This window comes from Streptomyces spiramyceticus (genome assembly GCF_028807635.1).
Classification (GTDB): Bacteria; Actinomycetota; Actinomycetes; order Streptomycetales; family Streptomycetaceae; genus Streptomyces; species Streptomyces spiramyceticus.
In genome coordinates, this window is record NZ_JARBAX010000002.1 from 1,647,489 (window position 1) to 1,664,078 (window position 16,590).

Sequence of the window (16,590 nt, forward strand, 5' to 3'; positions counted from 1 at the left end):
GCGTTTCACGCTACGGGCGGGCGCCGGGTTTCGCTTCTCCATTCCTGACCGGTCGCGTGTGGATCTTCGCGACGCAGGCCGGGATGGCGGCGCCGTCCTCATGGGGCCGGGCCCGGTACGCGCTCGGGCTCTCGCCGACCAGCTCGGTGAACCGCGAGCTGAACGACCCCAGCGAGGTACAGCCAACCTCGAAGCAGACCTCCGTCACCGTAAGGTCACCCCGCCGCAGCAGCGCCTTGGCCCGCTCGATCCGGCGCGTCATCAGGTGGCTGTACGGCGTCTCCCCGAAGGCGGCGCGGAAACTGCGGGAGAAATGGCCCGGCGACATGTGGGCGAAGCGCGCCAGCGCAGGAACGTCGAGCGGCTTCGCGTACTCGCGGTCCATCAGGTCACGGGCCCGGCGCAGCCGGACGAGGTCCTCCAACGTCACGCGACCACCATCCCACAGCACCGGGCGCAGGCTGCTGGTGCAGTCGTAAGCGCTCCACGAAGTCAGGGCGCGGGTTGATCACCGTGATCTCGGCAGCCTTCACCTTCTTGGCCAGCCGGTTCGCCGCGACGCCGACCGAGCGGGCGGTGTGCGTGCTGCGCGAGGTTTTCGATCTCGGGTACGACGCGATCGCGGAAGCCGTCGACGAGAGCCCCGCCGCGGTCCGCCAGGTCGCCCACCGGGCGCGGGCACACGTCGTCGCGCGCCGACCGCGCGGGCTCATTTCTCCGGCCAAGGCCCGAGCTGCGCTCGGGGCCGTCCAACGAGCGGTCGAAAAAACAGCGACCTGCAGATCAGTCCCTTGTCCCAGGCGTGGACGAACACCGGCCGGCCGGTGGGGACCGAGCCGTTCATCGACACATGGGGGACATGGGGGTCTTCCGTGCCGTGACCGGCTCTGACCTCAGGTGAAGCCGCCTTCACCCGGCTGCAGCATGCTTCGGGCGCGGTGCCCTCGCCCCGCCCTCCCCATGGGGCAGGGTCGATGCGGCGCAGACGACCTGGAGGAAATCGTGATCCGGACAGCACGGCATCGTGGCCTCGCACTGGCTGTCACGACACTACTCGTGACCGCAACGGCGACCGGGTGCGGCAACGACGGCGGGGGCGGCCGGGCCACCCCCGCCGCCGCACTCTCTCCGACGGCGTCAAAAGCGCCGGCCGTGAACCCCGCCGACTTCGTGACGACGATCGACAATCCGTACATGCCGCTCGTCCCCGGCACGAAGCTCCGCTACGAGGGGACCACCGAGGACGGCACGGAGACGGTCGCGGTCGAGGTGACCCGCCGGACGAAGAAGATCCTGGGCGTCACTGCGGTCGTCGTACGAGACACCGTCACCGAGGACGGTCAAGTCGTCGAGGACACCTTCGACTGGTTCGCCCAGGACCGCGAAGGCAACGTCTGGTACTTCGGCGAGGACTCGAAGGAAATCGAGGACGGCAAGGTCGTCAGCACCGAAGGCTCTTGGGAAGCGGGCAAGGACGGCGCCGAGCCGGGGATCGTGATGAAGGCGAAGCCGAAGGTCGGCGACAAGTACCGCCAGGAGTACTACAAGGGCGTCGCCGAGGACAGGGGCGAGGTCTTGAGCACGACCGAGAAGGTCACAGTGCCGTACGGCTCGTACGACAACGTCCTCAAGACCAAGGACGACTCCCCGCTCGAACCCGATGTGGTCGAGCACAAGTACTACGCCAAGGACGTCGGCCTTATCCGCGAAATGCAGGTGGAGGGAGGTGATGACCGGCTCGAACTCATCAGCGTCGACAAGGCCTGACGGACCGCGTACGGCTCGCGAGCTGAACCGATCGGCTCCTTGAGGACCCGGACGCCGGGCTCGGCCTCGCCGCAGCCCTCACCTGCTGCAAACGTCTTCTCAAACTCACCGCGTGAGACACGGCCTTCGAGCGTCCACGGAGACCAGGCAACCGCCGTCAGCTACGACTCGATGGACGGCGACGTCGTCAAGGAGGCGACACTCGTCGTGCGTACGGGCAACGCCGTGGTCGAACTCCACCACAGCGGCGCGGGCTTCGCCGGCGCGGCCACCCCCCGACGCCGCGACGATCATGAGGGGGGCGACGACGGCGGCTGAGGAGGCCGTGGAGTCGGTCGCCAACGCCAACAAGTAGAGTTGTCCACTTTGGTCTGGGACATAGCGGGTCCTGGGACACAGCGGGCGCTCGGCGTTGCCGTCGCTGGAGCGGATCGGCGAAGTTCTCCCGCGCCCCTGGAGTCTCGCCCGCGCTGACGGCATAGGCCGCCGCCCGACCGGCTGCGTCGCGCCGTCGACGCCACGGCCCGCATTCCGTACGGACGGGGTCGACGCAACGGCACCGTGGACTTACCGCCCGCTCCGGATTACCACCGACCTTGCCATCCAGTCCGTGGAATGCCTCTTACGCCATCACGCTACCGATGAGTAACATGCGCGCACCAGCCGGCACCACCCGCCCGCCTCCCCCGCGGCGGCAAGGAGCAAGTCGATGTCGCACCACCGCCCCTTCCCGAACCCACCACCCTCCCGCCACGCCTGGGACGCGGCCGCGCGCTCCTGGGAAGCGCCGCCGCAGCATGAAGACCACCGCGAGGCGCACAGCCCTCACGGCGACCTCGACGCGCTCCGCTCCGGCTACCGCAAGCTGCGCCGCGTCTCGACGTTCACCGCACTCGGGTATTTCGTCCTCTTCCTCTTCCTCTCGGCCTTCACGCCCGGGCTGATGACCAGCGAGATCACCGGTGGCCTCAACGTCGCCCTGATGCTCGGGCTCTGCCAGCTGCCGGTGGCCCTCGCGGCGATCGCCCTCTACGAACGCATCGCCCGCGACCGCGTCGACCCGCTGTCGGCGACCATCCGGGAGAAGACCCTGCAAGCGGCAAGAGAGACGGGCGGCCCCCGGGTCCGCCGCGGCTCCCGGGCGGATGTCCCTGCGTACCCCGTTGGCCAAGGGCAGTGGCAGTGGCCCGACGAGACCATGGGTGGTGGCCGGTCATGACCGAGTTCAGCTCCGACGCCCAGACCATGTCGCTGGTCGCGTTCATCGCGGTCATCACAGTCACACTGCTGGTGTGTGTGATGACCGGGCCCGATCACGAGGACCTGGGCGAGTTCTACACCGGCTACCGCTCGTTGTCGCCCATACAGAGCGGCCTCGCCATCGCCGGTGACTACATCTCGGCCGGAACCGTGCTCGGCACCATCGGCATCATCGCGCTCCTCGGCTTCGACGGCATCACGCTCACCCTGAGCACCGTGCTCTCGCTGGTCCTGATGATGTTTCTGCTCGCCGAACCCCTGCGCAACGCCAGCCGGTTCACGATGGGCGACGTCTTCACCCACCGTGCACCCGGCCCCTTCGTGCGGATCATCGCAGCCATGGTCACACTGGCCGCGCTGCTGCCGCTGGTGATCTTCCAGCTCGCGGGCGCGGGTGACCTGCTCGCCGTCGTCCTCGGTTTCCACGCCGACGGTTTCAAGACCGGGGCGATCGTGTTCCTCGGTCTGCTGATGATCGCGTACGCGGCGATCGGCGGGATGAAGGGCACCGCGTTCATCCAGGTCGTCAAGACGGTCGTCCTGCTCGGCGCAGCCACCGCCATAGCGGTGCTCGTCCTCAATCGGTTCGACTTCAGCCTGCCCGTGCTGCTGGAAGCCGCCAAGCAGGGGAGCGGGGCGGGAGACGCGTATCTCGCCTCCGGACTGCAGTTCGCGGGCGACGATTTCGACATGATCGGCACACAGTTGACGGTCGTACTGGGCGCGGCGGTGCTGCCGCACATCACGATGCGCATGTTCAGCTCGCGCAGTGCGACTGCCGTGCGGCGCTCGCTGTCCTGGGCCGTTTCGACCGTCGTCGTGACCTGCCTGCTGCTCGCCGTGATCGGCTTCGGTGCGGCCGCGATCGTCGGGCACGAGGGTCTCGTCGCCGGTGACCCGCAGGGCCAGACGGCGTTCCTGATGGTCAGCCAGGCCCTCATGGGCACGGATCCGAGCACCGTCGAGACACTGCTGTTCACGGCGGTGGCCACGGCGATCTTCCTCACCCTGCTCGCCTCGGTCGCCGGGATCACCCTCGCCTGCGCAAACACACTGGCGCACGACCTCATCGCGCACGGGCTGCGCAGGGCCGCCCTGAAGCACTCCACGGAGATGGCCATCGCCCGGGCCGCCGCGGCGGGCGTCGGGCTCGTCGCGATCGCGTTCGCGGCCAGTGCCCGGAACCTGAACCTTCAGGCGCTGCTGACCCTGTCCTTCTCCGTCGGCGCTTCCGCGATCGCCCCGGCGCTCGTCTACAGCCTCTTCTGGCGCCGCTACACCCGCACGGGACTGCTCGCCACCCTCATCGTGGGCACCACCGCCAGCCTCATCCTTATGATCGGCAGCAACCTGGTGTCCGGATCACCGCAGTCCATCTTCCCCGACGAGGACTTCAACTGGTTCCCGTTCACGACGAGCGGCATCGTCTCCATCCCGCTCGGCTTCCTGGCGGGATGGCTCGCTTCGGTCCTCCACCACCGGGACGCGGCCGACCAGCGCCGCCGCTACGAAGAGATGGAACCGACGATCCTGGCCGGCACACCGGCGACGGTGGGCGGCAACGCTTCCTGACCCGGCTTCCCGACGTAGGAAAGGGCGCCCGGCCGGTAGCAGGCCGGGCGCCCTTTTCGTTGTCCTCATCGACGCGCTTCACGCCGGCGGCCCGGCTGCCCAGGGTCGCAGCGAGTACGCTCGCTCGATCTCACCCACATATTGTCCCAGGTGGAAGCGGACCTCCTCGATTGGCCTGTGGCCGAGGTCCGGATACATCAGCTCGCTCCATACGACCGTCTCACCACGTAGTCGTACTCGGATGTGGAGCCCCAAGGAGCCCAACTCGCACTGTTCCTGAGACGTCAGGTCTACGCTGCGGGCGGCATCCGTCGGGTAGAGCGGTCCGCCGGGCCGGAGAAGCTGCTCCGGACGCATACCCATGGCGCTGCTGTTGCTGCGCGTGATCAAGTCGAGGCCGTCGACAAAAAGGTACGTATGCACGGCAGTACATACAGGTGGACCAGGGCAAGTGTTGATGAGTAACGTGCTGATCCGACTGCGGCTTTGGCGATCGGGCGGCCTGATCCGAAGCGGATGCGGGGACCTACGCGGCATTGGCCTTTCGTGGCGTCATGCGCCGATCATACTGTTGCGGGTTCCGTCCGGCACCAAATCCTTCCCGACCACGGACCTGTGCGGGTAAGGCGCATGAGGCTCAGTACGTACAAGAAGAAGCATCTGTACGTCCTCATGGCGGCTGTGCGCTCTCGTGCTCCACGGGCGTGCTTCCATGTGCCCTCAAATACAAAGACCCGGCTTCCTTTTGGCATTGCCGTCTTCTTCGCACGGCGGTGAGGTATGCGCATACAGGACCCGTGCACCCGCTCAAGAAATCTATTGACAGGTGGTCATGGAGATTATGTGCAGTGCCACGGAAATGGCCCTTCAGGCATCACCGCTGCCGGAGCAGCCCCGATGACGGCGCGGGCCGGGAACCACGCGGTTGTCCTGGGCGGTGGTTTTCGGGCCTGGTCGCGGCACGTGTCCTCGCCGACCGGTTCCGCTCGGTCACCGTCTTGGAGCAGGACCCCGTCGCCGCGCACGCCCCGCACCGCAAGGGGACTCCGCAGAGCCGCCCCCCCCATGCGCTGCTGGCCCGAGGAGCCCAGGTACTGGAACAGCTCTTCCCCGGTCTGCGCGACGAGCTGACCGAACGGGGCGCCCCGGTTTCGGACTTCGGACGCTTTCCGATGCTCTATCCCACGGGCTGGTCACCCCCGGTCTCGACGGACCTGGTCCTGCAGACGTTCAGCCGTCCCGTGCTGGAGACAGCGTTACGTCGGCGGGTCCTGGCGCATCACGCGTTTCACTCCTCGACAGGACCCGTGCGACGGGGTTGGCCACCGACGCCGCTCGCCGTCGTGTCACGGGGTTCCGGACTGAGGGGGACGCCACGTACCTCGCCGACCTCGTCGTTGTGGCCACGGGACGGCATTCCCGTCTTCGCTCCTGGCTCAGCGCTCAGCGCTCAGGGCATGGCCGGGCCGGAAGTACTCAGTGTGGACGGAAAGCTGTCGTACGCCTCCCGCCTCTACAAGCGCTCAGCGGACTGCACGCGAAGCCGGCAGGCATCCCTGCAGGCCACCCTCGCACCCACGGGGAACCGTGGCGGCACGGTCCTGGCGATCGAGGACGAGCAGTGGCTGGTCTGTCTCTTCGGCGCGGACGGCCAGCTGGCCCCGACCGACCCGGAGGGCTTCGGCGCGTACACGGCATCGCTGATGAATCCGCACATCCACGAGATCACCGCGTCGCCGACTCGGTGTCGATGGCGGCGCTGCTGCTGCTGGTGCGGGCGCGGCGGCATATGGAGGCCGGGCGGCCGCGCTTCGAAGCGGTCCGCAAAGAGCGGGAGGAACTGGCGTCGCGGTTCTTCGACGCCCTGCGCGAAGGCGACGTCGCCGGCCTGCAGGAACTGCTCGCCGCCGACGTATCGATGGTCGGCGACGGCGGCGGCAAGGCCCCGCAGCTGGCCAGGGCCGTCATCGGCGCAGAAAACGTGGCCCGGCTGCTTGCCTCCGTCTTCCCCCTGCTGGCCCGGATCGACGTGACGTTCGAGCCGCACGAGGTCAACGGCCAGCCGGGCGCGATCTTCCGGGACCGGGACGGCAAGGTGCTCCACACCCTGGCGCTCGATGTACTCGACGGGCAGATCCAGACGATCTGCTCGGTGATCAACCCCGACAAGCTCGGGCACGTGGGCCCAGTAGCGGACGCCTGGGCAATCCACCGCGAAGTTAGACAGGCACGCCGGCCCACGGAATAGCCGCAACACACGACCGCACCTCGAACCCCCTACAAGCAGCTCAACACCTTCACCGGCAGGAGCACCCAGCGAGCAGATGAGCCTGCCCAGCGGTGAGGCCGCGTTGGTGTGCCTTTCGAGCCATGGAGCCAGACAGGACGTCGGCTCACTGGGGCGGCGGCTGCAGGCTGAGGGTGGGGTTGGGGGTCAGGACCCGGCGCAGGACGGCTTCGATGTGGGTTCGGTCGGGGGCATGCGTGCCGGCCAGGCCGCTGAGGGTGAGCCCGTTCATGGTGGCGGCGGCCGCAGCGGCGGTGACGGGGTCGGTGTAGTGGGCCAGGGCTTCGACGGTGTGCTCGGTGTACTGGTCTGCGATCGGGCGCAGTGCGGGGCGGCGCAGGGCGGCGACGTAGAGCTCGAATTCGGTGACCTGCTGGTCGCGCTGGGGCCCGAAGCAGCCGAGCAGCACGTCGGTGAGCAGGATGACGAGATGGTCGGTGCTCAGCTCGGGCCGTTGGGCGACCCAGTCGCGGAGGTAAGCGGCGTAGCGGTCGACGGCCCGGCTCAGGGCAGCGGTGATCAGATCGTCCTTCGTGGCGAAGTGGTAGGTCGTCGCTCCCAGGGGGACGCCGGCCGCTTCGGCGACTGCGCGGTGGGTCAGGCCTTCGACGCCCCGCTCCGCGATGACCCTCTCGGTGGCCTCGGCGATCTCTTCGATCCGCCGCTGCGGGTCGCGCCGGCGCCGCGCGGGCTTGTCGACAGTCATGAGACCGCCCCTCTCCCTCTTCATAGGGTCGTGTAGTACGAAGGTACTGTACTGATGCCGGTCGGTGCTGCTCAAAGTGTGTTGCCCTGGTCAGGTGCACCCAAAGGGCTCCGATGCAGCGGAAGGGTTCAAGAAGAGAGGGGCGCAATGTCCGTATTGCACCCCTGGGGATCCTGCGGTACAGTACAAATGTACTGCTTGAACGCGGAGCCCCGGCACTCGTCGGCTCTCGCCGGTCGGCCGATACACCCCCCGCACCGCAAAGCCCACACGCAAGGAGTGATCCCCATGAAGGCTCCCGCCCTCTCTCCCTGTCTCGGCGTCCCCGACACCCAGGCCGCCGTCGACTTCTACGAGAAGATCGGCTTTACGGCCCTCCCCGCCGGCGACGACCCCAACGACGACCTGCGCATCCTGCTCTTCGAGGGCGAGTTCGCCCTGATGGTCTACCGCGAGGATCAGCTGCGCAGCTGGCTGCCGAACCTCAAGGAGACCCCTGTCGGCGCGTTCGGCATGTTCTACCTGGCCGTCGACGACTTCGACTCCTACGTCGAGCGCATCCGCCCCTTGGTCACCGTCCAGAAGGACGTGCTTGAGCACCACGGGCAGAAGCTCTTCTACTTCACCGATCCCAACGGGTACGTCATCGCCGCTGCCCAGAAGCAGACCTGGTGACCCGCCCCAAGAAGACGTCGCAGGGCGCCGCGAGGGTGAACACCCGCCCCGGCCGCCAGCCCGGCGGCGTCCACTGGACCGTCCTGCTCGATCCTTCCGGCCAGCCCTTCTGTATCAGTTCCACCCGCTAGCCGGCCGCTGCCCGTTCCCCACCCCATCGTTGCCTCTTCAGTCCACCTCCCGGAGCGAGCCATGACGTCCTTCCACCGCCGCGTCACCCCGACCGAGCGCCGCGCCCGCCTCGGGCGTCGGCACCTGCTGGCAGGCTCGGCGCGGGTACGGACGCCGGAGGAGGTCGCCGGCGCCCTGATCGGACTGCACGCGACCGACCCGGCCACCGTGTTCCTGTCCGCCGCAGCGCGCATGGCCGAGCCGGAAGTCGCAGCGGTGGAACGGGCGTTGTACGAGGAGCGGACTCTGGCGCGAATACGGTGCATGCGCCGCACCATGTTCGTCCTCCCGGCCGCCCTCGCCCCGGAGACCCAGGCCGCCGTAGGCCGGTACGCCTACATGGACCGTGGCAAGGCCCTGGACCGGTTGCGTGAGGCGGCCGGCTGGGACGAGCTCCGCTACACCGCGGCGGAGCAGGACGCCTTGGCACTCCTTGCCGAACGTGATGAGGCCACCGCCGCAGAGTTCGCCGACGCCGTACCCGCTTTGCGGGAGCAGATCGTCACCTTCCCCGGCAAGTCGTACGAGTCCCGCCAGCGCGTCGCCTCCACGGTCCTTGGCGTCCTCGCCGCCGAAGGCCGTATCCGCCGCGCCCGCCCGGCCGGGAACTGGACCTCCGCCCAGTTCCGCTGGGCCCTGGCCGAACCCCTCCCCGAGCTGCCCGCATCCGAGTCGAAGACCGCCCTCGCCCGGCGCTACATCTCAGCTTTCGGCCCCGTCACCGAGGCCGACCTGAAGTGGTGGACCGGCTGGACCTTGGCTGCCACCCGCAAGGCGATCGCCGCCAGCGGGGCCCAAGCGGTGAGCCTCGACGAAGGCACCGGCTACCTCCTGCCAGAGGACCTTGAGCCGGTCTCGTACCCCGAACCCTGGCTGGCACTGCTGCCCAGCCTCGACGCCACCCCCATGGGATGGCGCCAACGGGACTGGTACCTCGACGCCGACCACACCCCCGCGCTCTTCGACCGCAACGGAAACATCGGCCCCACCATCTGGGCAGACGGCCGCATCATCGGCGCCTGGGCTCAGCGTCCCGACGGCAGCATCAACCACCGCCTCTTCACGGACCCCGGCCGCGAGACACGCAACGCCCTCGACGGCGAGACCGCCCGCATGACCGCCTTCCTCAGGGGCGCCCGCGTCACCCCCTGCTACCGCACCCCCCTCGAACGCGAACTCTCCGCATAACCGTCAGCGGATCCTCCCCAAGCCGTAGTCATCACGGAAGCGCGGTCACAACCGGCGCGAGCCGTCGGTGGCTTGTGCGCACCCGACCGGACCGGGCACAGGATGTCGGGTCCGGCAGGGTGGGTCCTTCCTGACGTGAGTGAACGAAAGGGAAGGAGGCCGCGGTGCTGGAGCGGATGAACCAGGCCATGGAGCACATCGTGTGCCAACTTGATCAGCGGATCGAGGTGTCCGACCTGGCGCGGATCGTGGTGACGTCGGAGTACCACTTCCGGCGGCTGTTCTCCGCGCTGGCGGGGATTCCTCTCTCGGAGTACGTCCGGCGCAGGCGGCTCACGGTTGCGGGTGCCGAGGTGCTGGCCGGCAATCGGACGCTGTTGGAGGTCGCGGTGCGATACGGCTACACCTCGGGTGAGGCGTTCGCGCGTGCGTTCCGCGTCATGCACGGCGTCGGTCCGGGCGAGGCCAGGTGGTCCGGTGCGAGCCTGCAGTCCCAGCCGCGGTTGTCCTTCCGCCTCACCGTCGAAGGGAGTAGCAGCATGCGATACGTTCCGTGTGGTCGGCAGGAAAGCGCGTGTCCCGCTCGTGCACGAGGGGGTGAACCCTGCTATCGCAGCCTTCATCCGGGACATCGGCCAGGAGACGCTGCAACGCATCGAGAGCCTGTCCGATCAGGAGCCGGAGGGGATCGTCTCGGTGAGTGACCAACTGAACGGCAGCCGCGCCGAGGGAACCGAACTCGATTACTACCACGGCGCGGTGACCCGGGCCGCCGTGCCCGAGCACATGGACGCTCTCACCGCCCCGGCCGGAACGTGGGCCGTCTTCGAGAGCTCCGGGCCGTTCCCGCAGACGCTCCAGTACCCTGTGGCGGGACGTGTACACGCAATGGCTCCCGTCCAATCCCTACCGGAGCCGACCGAACCCGAGATCCTGCGGACACAGCTGTCGCAGGACGCGGCGCAGGCGGACGCGGAACCAGCTTGCCTCAGTTGGCTGGGAGGGGATCGCTCAGTCCCGCCAACTGCGCCGCCCATCCGTAAAAGTGAAGGGCTCAGTCAGATCGATGGGAGCGAACGGTCGTGCAGTGCCGCGTCTCTTCGGGCGTGCCGGCATCGGAGAACAGGCAACCCGTTCGACGCTGACCCGCATGGTGGGGCACGGCCTGCTGCGGCGGCAGCGTGAGGGGCGTCGCATGTACTTCGGGCTGACGGAGCGCTCGGAGGCGGTGCTGCGCGACGGCAGGCGCAGGATCTAGGAGACCGGCGCGGTCAACCGGCAGTGGGACGGCACGTGGACCCTGCTCGGCTTCTCGCTGCCCGAGTCCTGGCGGCGGCAGCGGCACGATCTGCGCTCGCAGCTGACCTGGAGTGGCTTCGGTCCGCTGTTCGGCGGGCTGTGGATCGCGCCGGGCGAGGTCGACGTTTCCTCACGAGCAGAGCGACCGGCTTACCCGCGCGCTGGGAACCTGACCCCCTTGACGGCACGGACACCAGCGCACAACCGAGCCGGAAGTAAACACAGCGGAACTGCACACTCCAGCCCGCGGCCAGATCGCGAGCCGACGGCGCACCCTCGCCTTTGACCTGAACGTTGTGGGTGGTCCTGCTGCGATACGAGAGGGGAGACGCACGTCACATTCGTTCGTGTCACATCTTGCCGAGTTGTTCCGTCAGGGAGGTGTAACCACCAGCAACGGCAAGGAGTTCACCATGGATACTCGCTTGAACCTCTTCGGCAACCCCCTCGCAGCCAAGTTCCTGAGGCACATCAACTCGGCGGGCAAGGTGGTCACGGACTCGACGCTGCCGGCCGCGACACAGGAACTGGTGAAGATCCGCGCCAGTCAGATCAACGGCTGCGGTTTCTGCACCGACATGCACACCAAAGACGCCGCGCACGCCGGGGAGACCTCGACGCGCCTCAACCTGATCGCGGCCTGGCGAGAGGCCAAGGTGTTCACCGACGCCGAGCGCGCTGCCCTGGAGCTGACGGAGCAGGGCACCCGCATCGCCGACGCGGCCGGTGGTGTCACCGACGAGGCATGGGCGAATGCCGCCAAGCACTACGACGAGGACCAGCTCGCCGCCCTGGTGTCCCTCATCGCCCTCATCAACGCCTACAACCGCGTGAACGTCATCGTCCAGCAGCCCGCCGGCGGCTACCAGCCCGGCCAGTTCGGATAACAAGGACTACCTCGCCGGCCCGGGGCGTTGTTCTGGTCCGCCCGGCGGTCCCACTGATCCGAACGAGTCAGCCGGGGCGGCTTCGTGTGGGTCACCGGGTGGGCCAGAGGAAGACGCCTGCGAAGGAGCCATGGGGGGTGGCAAACCGAGGAGTTCGGGTCGTCCCACGTGCGCAGGGCGGGGAGTCCTGCCATCTGATCATCGAAGCGCACGGCATCCCGCCGGCGGTCTCGCTGACCGGCGGCAACCGCAACAACGTCACCCAGCTCATGCCTCTGGTCCAGGAGCAGAGCTGCGCGCTGCTGCACTGGTTCCGCCGGTTACGCATCCGCTGTGGGATCCGCGACGACATCCACGAAGCCTTCCGCAGCCTGGCCAGCAGCATGATCTGCCGGCGACGACTAAGGAAGTTCTCACTTTGTCAGGAGCTCTAAGACGGCGTGCGGCGCATGGGAGATCCTCCTGGGCCGGCGCTGCCGCTTCGCGAGGAGGTTGTCCGTCCACAGCGGACGACAAAGGGCAAGGGGGAGTACCCACTCCTTGCCACTCTCAACATATAGCGCACCGGGGGGCTTGCGGCAAGACCCCGGTCGTAGCGCAGAATCGCCGACCTAAGCCAGAATTTGCGGAACTTGGGAGTCGCGAAGTGCGTGTGTTGTTGTCGACGTATGGGTCGCGCGGGGACGTCCAACCGATGGCGGGACTCGCAGTGGAGTTGCGGGCACTTGGCGCGGAGGTGCGGGTGTGCGCGCCGCCGGACGAGGAGTTCGCGAAGCTGCTGGCCGGTGTCGGCGTGGAGCTGGTGCCGGCCGCCGAGCCGGTACGCACGCTGGTGACCGGGACGACCCCGACGCCGGAGGGCCTGCCCCAGCGCGCGGCCGCTTTGGTCGCCGCGCAGTACGAGGCGGTCGCCGCGGCGGCCGAGGGATGTGACGCGGTGGTGGCGACCGGCCTGGTCCCGGCCGTGGCCGCGGCGCGGTCGGTGGCCGAGAAGCTGGGCATCCACTTCGTATACGTGAGCTACTTCCCGACCATGCTGCCGTCGCCGCACCACGAGCCGCTCCCGTTGCCGCTGTGGCCGTTCCCACCGGACATGACCGACAACCGGGCGCTGTGGGACCTGAACGCTCAGAGCTTCAACGCGCTGTACGGCCCGGGAATCAACGCTCACCGGGAGTCGATCGGCCAGCCGCCGGTGGACGACGTCCGCAGCCACGTCTTCACCGACCGGCCGTGGCTGGCGGCCGACGCGGTCCTGGGGCCGTGGCAGGATTCGGCGGACCTCGACGTCGTGCAGACCGGCGCATGGATCCTGCCGGACGAACGCCCGCTGTCGGGCGAGTTGGTGGCGTTCCTGGACGCCGGCGAATCGCCGGTGTACGTGGGCTTCGGCAGCATGCCCATGGGCGCCTCGGAGGACGTCGCCCGAGTGGCCATCGAGGCGGTCCGCGCGCAGGGCCGCCGCGTACTCGTCTCCCGCGGCTGGGCCGACCTGGGCCTGATCGACGACCTCGCCGACTGCTTCGCCGCCGGCGAGGTCAACCATCAGGCACTGTTCCGCCGGGTGGCCGCCGTCGTGCACCACGGCGGCGCGGGCACGACGACGGCAGCCGCCCGGGCCGGCGCGCCTCAGGTGGTGGTACCCCAGTTCGTGGACCAGCCGTACTGGGCCGGCCGGGTGGCCGAGTTGGGCATCGGCGCGGCACACGACGGTCCGACTCCGACCTTCGAGTCCCTGTCGGTCGCGCTCAAGACGGCCCTGACCCCTGAGACCCGCGCACGAGCGACCGCCGTGGCCGACACGATCCGGACCGACGGGGCGACGGTGGCCGCGAAGCTGCTGCTCGACGCGGTCGGCGAAGAAAGGCCGCCCACGTCCGCGTGAACCACGCGGGGATCATCGAGCCAGAGCCCAGAGCCCAGAGCCCAGAGCCCAGAGCCCAGAGCCCAGAGCCCAGAGCCCAGAACACGAGAACCTGCAAACCCTGCGACCTGAACCGACAACGGTCACGGGGTCCACGTCAAGACGGAGCGTTGCCCGTCATGGCCACCAGGTTCGTCACGCCGGTCCAGACGCCTTGCTGCGCCCATGGTTGCAAGCGACCTCACATCGGAGCCAATTACTTGAACCCCCTGACCACCAGCGCCTTTTATCTTCCCGACCACCTCTCGCCCAAGGCCGACCCGACGCTGATCGCCGACGACGAGCAGCACTTCGCGGCCATCGCGAAGAGTCTCGAGCAGACGATCGCCGAACTGTCCGAGCGCCTCGATGCCGCGCTCAAGGCGCCCGGCGGCGTTGGCCGCGAGGCGATGGAGCGGGACATGGAGATCCACCGGCTGAACGGTCGTCTGCGAGCCCTGCGTCGCTTCGGTTTGGACTTGTGCCTCGGACACATCGTCAGCGCGGACGACCCCGAGCCCGTGTACATCGGACGACTTGGCCTCACTGACAGCACGGGTCGTCGGCTACTGATCGACTGGCGCTCTCCCGCGGCTGAGCCGTTCTTCGCGGCGACCCACGCCAACCCGATGGGGCTGGCAAGCCGCCGCAGGTATCGCTGGACCCGCGGCCGGATCAGCGACTACTGGGACGAGGTGTTCACCTCGGACGGGTTCGTCGGGCACGCCGCGCTCGACGACCAGTCCGCCTTCATCGCCAGCCTGGGCAGCGACCGGTCGGCCCGGATGCGAGACGTGCTCGGCACCATCCAGGCCGACCAGGACGCCATCATCCGGGCGGGATCCCGCGGCGCTCTCGTCGTCGACGGCGGTCCGGGTACGGGGAAGACGGTCGTCGCTCTGCACCGCTCCGCCCACCTCCTCTACTCCGATCCGCGCCTCGGTCACCGGCGGGGCGGCGTGCTGTTCGTCGGTCCGCACCAGCCTTACCTGGCCTACGTCGAGGACGTCCTGCCCAGCCTCGGAGAGGAGGGTGTGCAGACGTGCACCCTGCGGGACCTCGTCCCCGAGGGAACCGGAGCGGCGACCGAGACCGACCCGGACGTTGCCCTCCTGAAGTCGTCCGCGAACATGGTGAAGGCGATCGAGAAGGCCGTACGGTTCTACGAAGAGCCGCCCTCCCAGGGGATGACGGTCACGGCCTCCGGGTCCGACATCTGGCTGAGCGCCGACGATTGGGCCGAGGCGTTCGAAGCGCCAGGACCAGGTGCTCCGCACAACGAAGCGCGCGACCAGATCTGGGAGGAGCTGGTCACGATCCTGCTGGACAAGCACGACGGCGATGTCTCGCCCGACCTGTTCCGCAAAGCGCTCCTGCACGACGAAGAGCTGGTCACGACCCTCGACCGCGCGTGGCCGCTGCTCGCAGCGGCCGACCTTGTCGGCGACCTGTGGTCGGTACCCGCATTCCTGCGGATGTGCGCTCCCTGGCTCAGCCCCGATGACGTTCGGAAGCTGCAGCGCGCGGACGCCCAGGCCTGGACGGTGTCCGACCTGCCGCTCCTGGACGCGGCACGGCAGCGGCTCGGCGACCCGGAGGCGTCACGGCGCAAGCGTCGGCGCGATTCCGCTGTCGCCGCCGAACGCGAGCGCATGGTCGGCGTCATCGACGACGTGCTCGCTGCCGATGTCGACGGTGAAGGCGCGGTGACGATGCTGCGCGGAAAGGACCTGCAGGACAGCCTGGTCGACGAGACCGCGCTGCCTGGCACCGACCGGGATCTGCTGGCCGGCCCGTTCGCGCACATCGTCGTGGACGAGGCTCAGGAACTGACCGACGCGGAGTGGCAGATGTTGCTGCTCCGGTGCCCGTCCCGGAGCTTCACCATCGTCGGTGACCGCGCCCAGGCCAGGCACGGGTTCACGGAGTCGTGGCAGGAGCGGCTCGAGCGGATCGGGCTCGACCGGATCAACCTGGCCTCTCTGAGCATCAACTACCGGACGCCGGAAGAAGTGATGGCGGAAGCTGAGCCAGTCATCCGGGCCGTGCTCCCGGACGCCAACGTGCCGACCTCCATCCGCAGCAGCGGCGTCCCTGTCGTACACGGGTCTGCTTCGGATCTGAGCTCGATCCTCGACACCTGGCTCGCCGCACATGCCGACGGGATCGCCTGCGTCATCGGCGGTCCCACATTCCGGACGACGTCCCGCGTCCGGTCGCTGACCCCGGAGCTGTCGAGGGGGCTCGAGTTCGACCTGGTCGTCCTCATCGACCCAGACGCGTTCGGCAAGGGCATCGAAGGAGCGGTCGACCGCTATGTCGCGATGACCCGAGCGACCCAGCAACTCGTCATCCTCACGAGCTCCTGACGTCGGCCGGACGAACGCCCGCTGTCGGCCGGGTCGGTGGCGTTCCTGGACGTCGGCAACCCGCCGGTGTACGTGGGCTTCGGCAGCATGGTCATGGGCGCCTCGAAGGACGCGCGTGTTAACCACGCCTGCGGGCCACATGGACGGCGACTTCGGACTGCACCTTGATGATCGAGATCTGGTGGGTGAGCGAATCGTGCAGCTCTCGCGCGATACGGAGTCGCTCCTCGTCGGCGCGGTGCCGCGCGGTCTCCTCCCGGGTGCGCTCGGCTTCGTCCGCCCGCCGCTCGGCCTGCCGCAGCGCTTCCCCCGCAGCCCCGGTGGCAATCAGCCAGGCCAGCTCGAGGGAGGTCGAGGTTCGTGGCGGAGTGCTGCCCGGACAGCCCGGTGACCAGCAGCGCCGTCGCCACGCCGACGGCGATCACCCAGTCTCTGACACCGGCCCGGACATCGAACCGTCCTGTGCTCATGCGCGCACCCTAGCCGGATGCTGCCGCGGGGGAGTC

At 68.6% G+C, this 16,590-nt stretch carries 13 protein-coding genes and 5 pseudogenes; 15 read left to right on the plus strand and 3 right to left on the minus strand.

Annotated elements, in window-relative coordinates; all coding sequences use genetic code 11:
• Nucleotides 1–10 precede the first annotated feature (10 nt).
• Complete coding sequence (locus PXH83_RS30955; protein WP_274564843.1) at nucleotides 11–430, minus strand: helix-turn-helix transcriptional regulator; 420 nt, start codon at nucleotides 428–430, stop codon at nucleotides 11–13.
• A 131-nt stretch (nucleotides 431–561) separates the two neighbouring features.
• Between PXH83_RS30955 and PXH83_RS30960 the strand changes: the two are divergent.
• The 6 genes and pseudogenes from PXH83_RS30960 to PXH83_RS30985 form a co-directional block, all read left to right on the plus strand.
• Nucleotides 562–765 (plus strand): annotated as a pseudogene (locus tag PXH83_RS30960) (sigma factor-like helix-turn-helix DNA-binding protein); the annotation flags it as partial.
• A gap of 291 nt (nucleotides 766–1,056) precedes the next feature.
• A complete protein-coding gene (locus tag PXH83_RS30965) occupies nucleotides 1,057–1,767 on the plus strand; it encodes a hypothetical protein (RefSeq protein WP_274564844.1) in 711 nt (236 codons plus the stop codon).
• Between the two features lie 171 nt (nucleotides 1,768–1,938).
• Nucleotides 1,939–2,085 carry a hypothetical protein gene (locus PXH83_RS30970; protein WP_274564845.1) on the plus strand — a complete coding sequence of 49 codons (147 nt, stop codon included), beginning with the start codon at nucleotides 1,939–1,941 and terminating at the stop codon, nucleotides 2,083–2,085.
• A gap of 391 nt (nucleotides 2,086–2,476) precedes the next feature.
• The gene (locus PXH83_RS30975; protein ID WP_274564846.1) at nucleotides 2,477–2,986 is read left to right on the plus strand and encodes a DUF485 domain-containing protein; all 510 of its coding nucleotides are present in this window, start codon (nucleotides 2,477–2,479) and stop codon (nucleotides 2,984–2,986) included.
• Nucleotides 2,983–4,599, plus strand: coding sequence for a sodium/solute symporter (locus PXH83_RS30980; RefSeq protein WP_274564847.1), 1,617 nt, complete (start codon nucleotides 2,983–2,985; stop codon nucleotides 4,597–4,599). Before PXH83_RS30975 ends, PXH83_RS30980 begins: the two co-directional genes overlap by 4 nt.
• Before the next feature lie 1,765 nt (nucleotides 4,600–6,364).
• Nucleotides 6,365–6,847, plus strand: a pseudogene (locus PXH83_RS30985) (nuclear transport factor 2 family protein); the annotation flags it as partial.
• Between the two features lie 145 nt (nucleotides 6,848–6,992).
• On the opposite strand, the gene PXH83_RS30990 reads toward PXH83_RS30985, so the two are convergent.
• Nucleotides 6,993–7,592, minus strand: a complete 600-nt coding sequence (locus PXH83_RS30990; RefSeq protein WP_274564848.1) for a TetR/AcrR family transcriptional regulator — start codon at nucleotides 7,590–7,592, stop codon at nucleotides 6,993–6,995.
• Between the two features lie 288 nt (nucleotides 7,593–7,880).
• Between PXH83_RS30990 and PXH83_RS30995 the strand changes: the two genes are divergently transcribed.
• The 9 genes and pseudogenes from PXH83_RS30995 to helR all read left to right on the plus strand — a co-directional run bounded on the left by PXH83_RS30995 (nucleotide 7,881) and on the right by helR (nucleotide 16,084).
• A complete protein-coding gene (locus PXH83_RS30995; protein WP_274564849.1) occupies nucleotides 7,881–8,267 on the plus strand; it encodes a VOC family protein in 387 nt (128 codons plus the stop codon).
• On the plus strand, nucleotides 8,264–8,398 hold the full coding sequence (locus PXH83_RS31000) for a VOC family protein (RefSeq protein WP_274564850.1): 135 nt from the start codon (nucleotides 8,264–8,266) through the stop codon (nucleotides 8,396–8,398). Before PXH83_RS30995 ends, PXH83_RS31000 begins: the two co-directional genes overlap by 4 nt.
• Before the next feature lie 61 nt (nucleotides 8,399–8,459).
• A complete protein-coding gene (locus PXH83_RS31005; RefSeq protein WP_274564851.1) occupies nucleotides 8,460–9,626 on the plus strand; it encodes a winged helix DNA-binding domain-containing protein in 1,167 nt (388 codons plus the stop codon).
• 164 nt (nucleotides 9,627–9,790) lie between these two features.
• Nucleotides 9,791–10,604 (plus strand): annotated as a pseudogene (locus tag PXH83_RS31010) (AraC family transcriptional regulator); the annotation flags it as partial.
• A gap of 118 nt (nucleotides 10,605–10,722) precedes the next feature.
• Nucleotides 10,723–11,211: pseudogene (locus PXH83_RS31015) on the plus strand (hypothetical protein); the annotation flags it as partial.
• Nucleotides 11,212–11,338: 127 nt separating this feature from the next.
• Nucleotides 11,339–11,812, plus strand: a complete 474-nt coding sequence (locus tag PXH83_RS31020; protein WP_274564852.1) for a carboxymuconolactone decarboxylase family protein — start codon at nucleotides 11,339–11,341, stop codon at nucleotides 11,810–11,812.
• Between the two features lie 137 nt (nucleotides 11,813–11,949).
• The gene (locus PXH83_RS31025; RefSeq protein ID WP_420803272.1) at nucleotides 11,950–12,246 is read left to right on the plus strand and encodes a hypothetical protein; all 297 of its coding nucleotides are present in this window, start codon (nucleotides 11,950–11,952) and stop codon (nucleotides 12,244–12,246) included.
• A gap of 212 nt (nucleotides 12,247–12,458) precedes the next feature.
• A complete protein-coding gene (locus tag PXH83_RS31030) occupies nucleotides 12,459–13,697 on the plus strand; it encodes a glycosyltransferase (protein ID WP_274564853.1) in 1,239 nt (412 codons plus the stop codon).
• Between the two features lie 239 nt (nucleotides 13,698–13,936).
• Entirely contained in the window at nucleotides 13,937–16,084 is a 2,148-nt protein-coding gene (helR, locus tag PXH83_RS31035) for an RNA polymerase recycling motor ATPase HelR (protein ID WP_274564854.1), read from the plus strand.
• Between the two features lie 121 nt (nucleotides 16,085–16,205).
• Here the strand turns inward: helR and PXH83_RS31040 are convergent.
• A pseudogene (locus PXH83_RS31040) lies at nucleotides 16,206–16,554 on the minus strand (histidine kinase); the annotation flags it as partial.
• Between the last annotated feature and the right edge of the window lie 36 nt (nucleotides 16,555–16,590).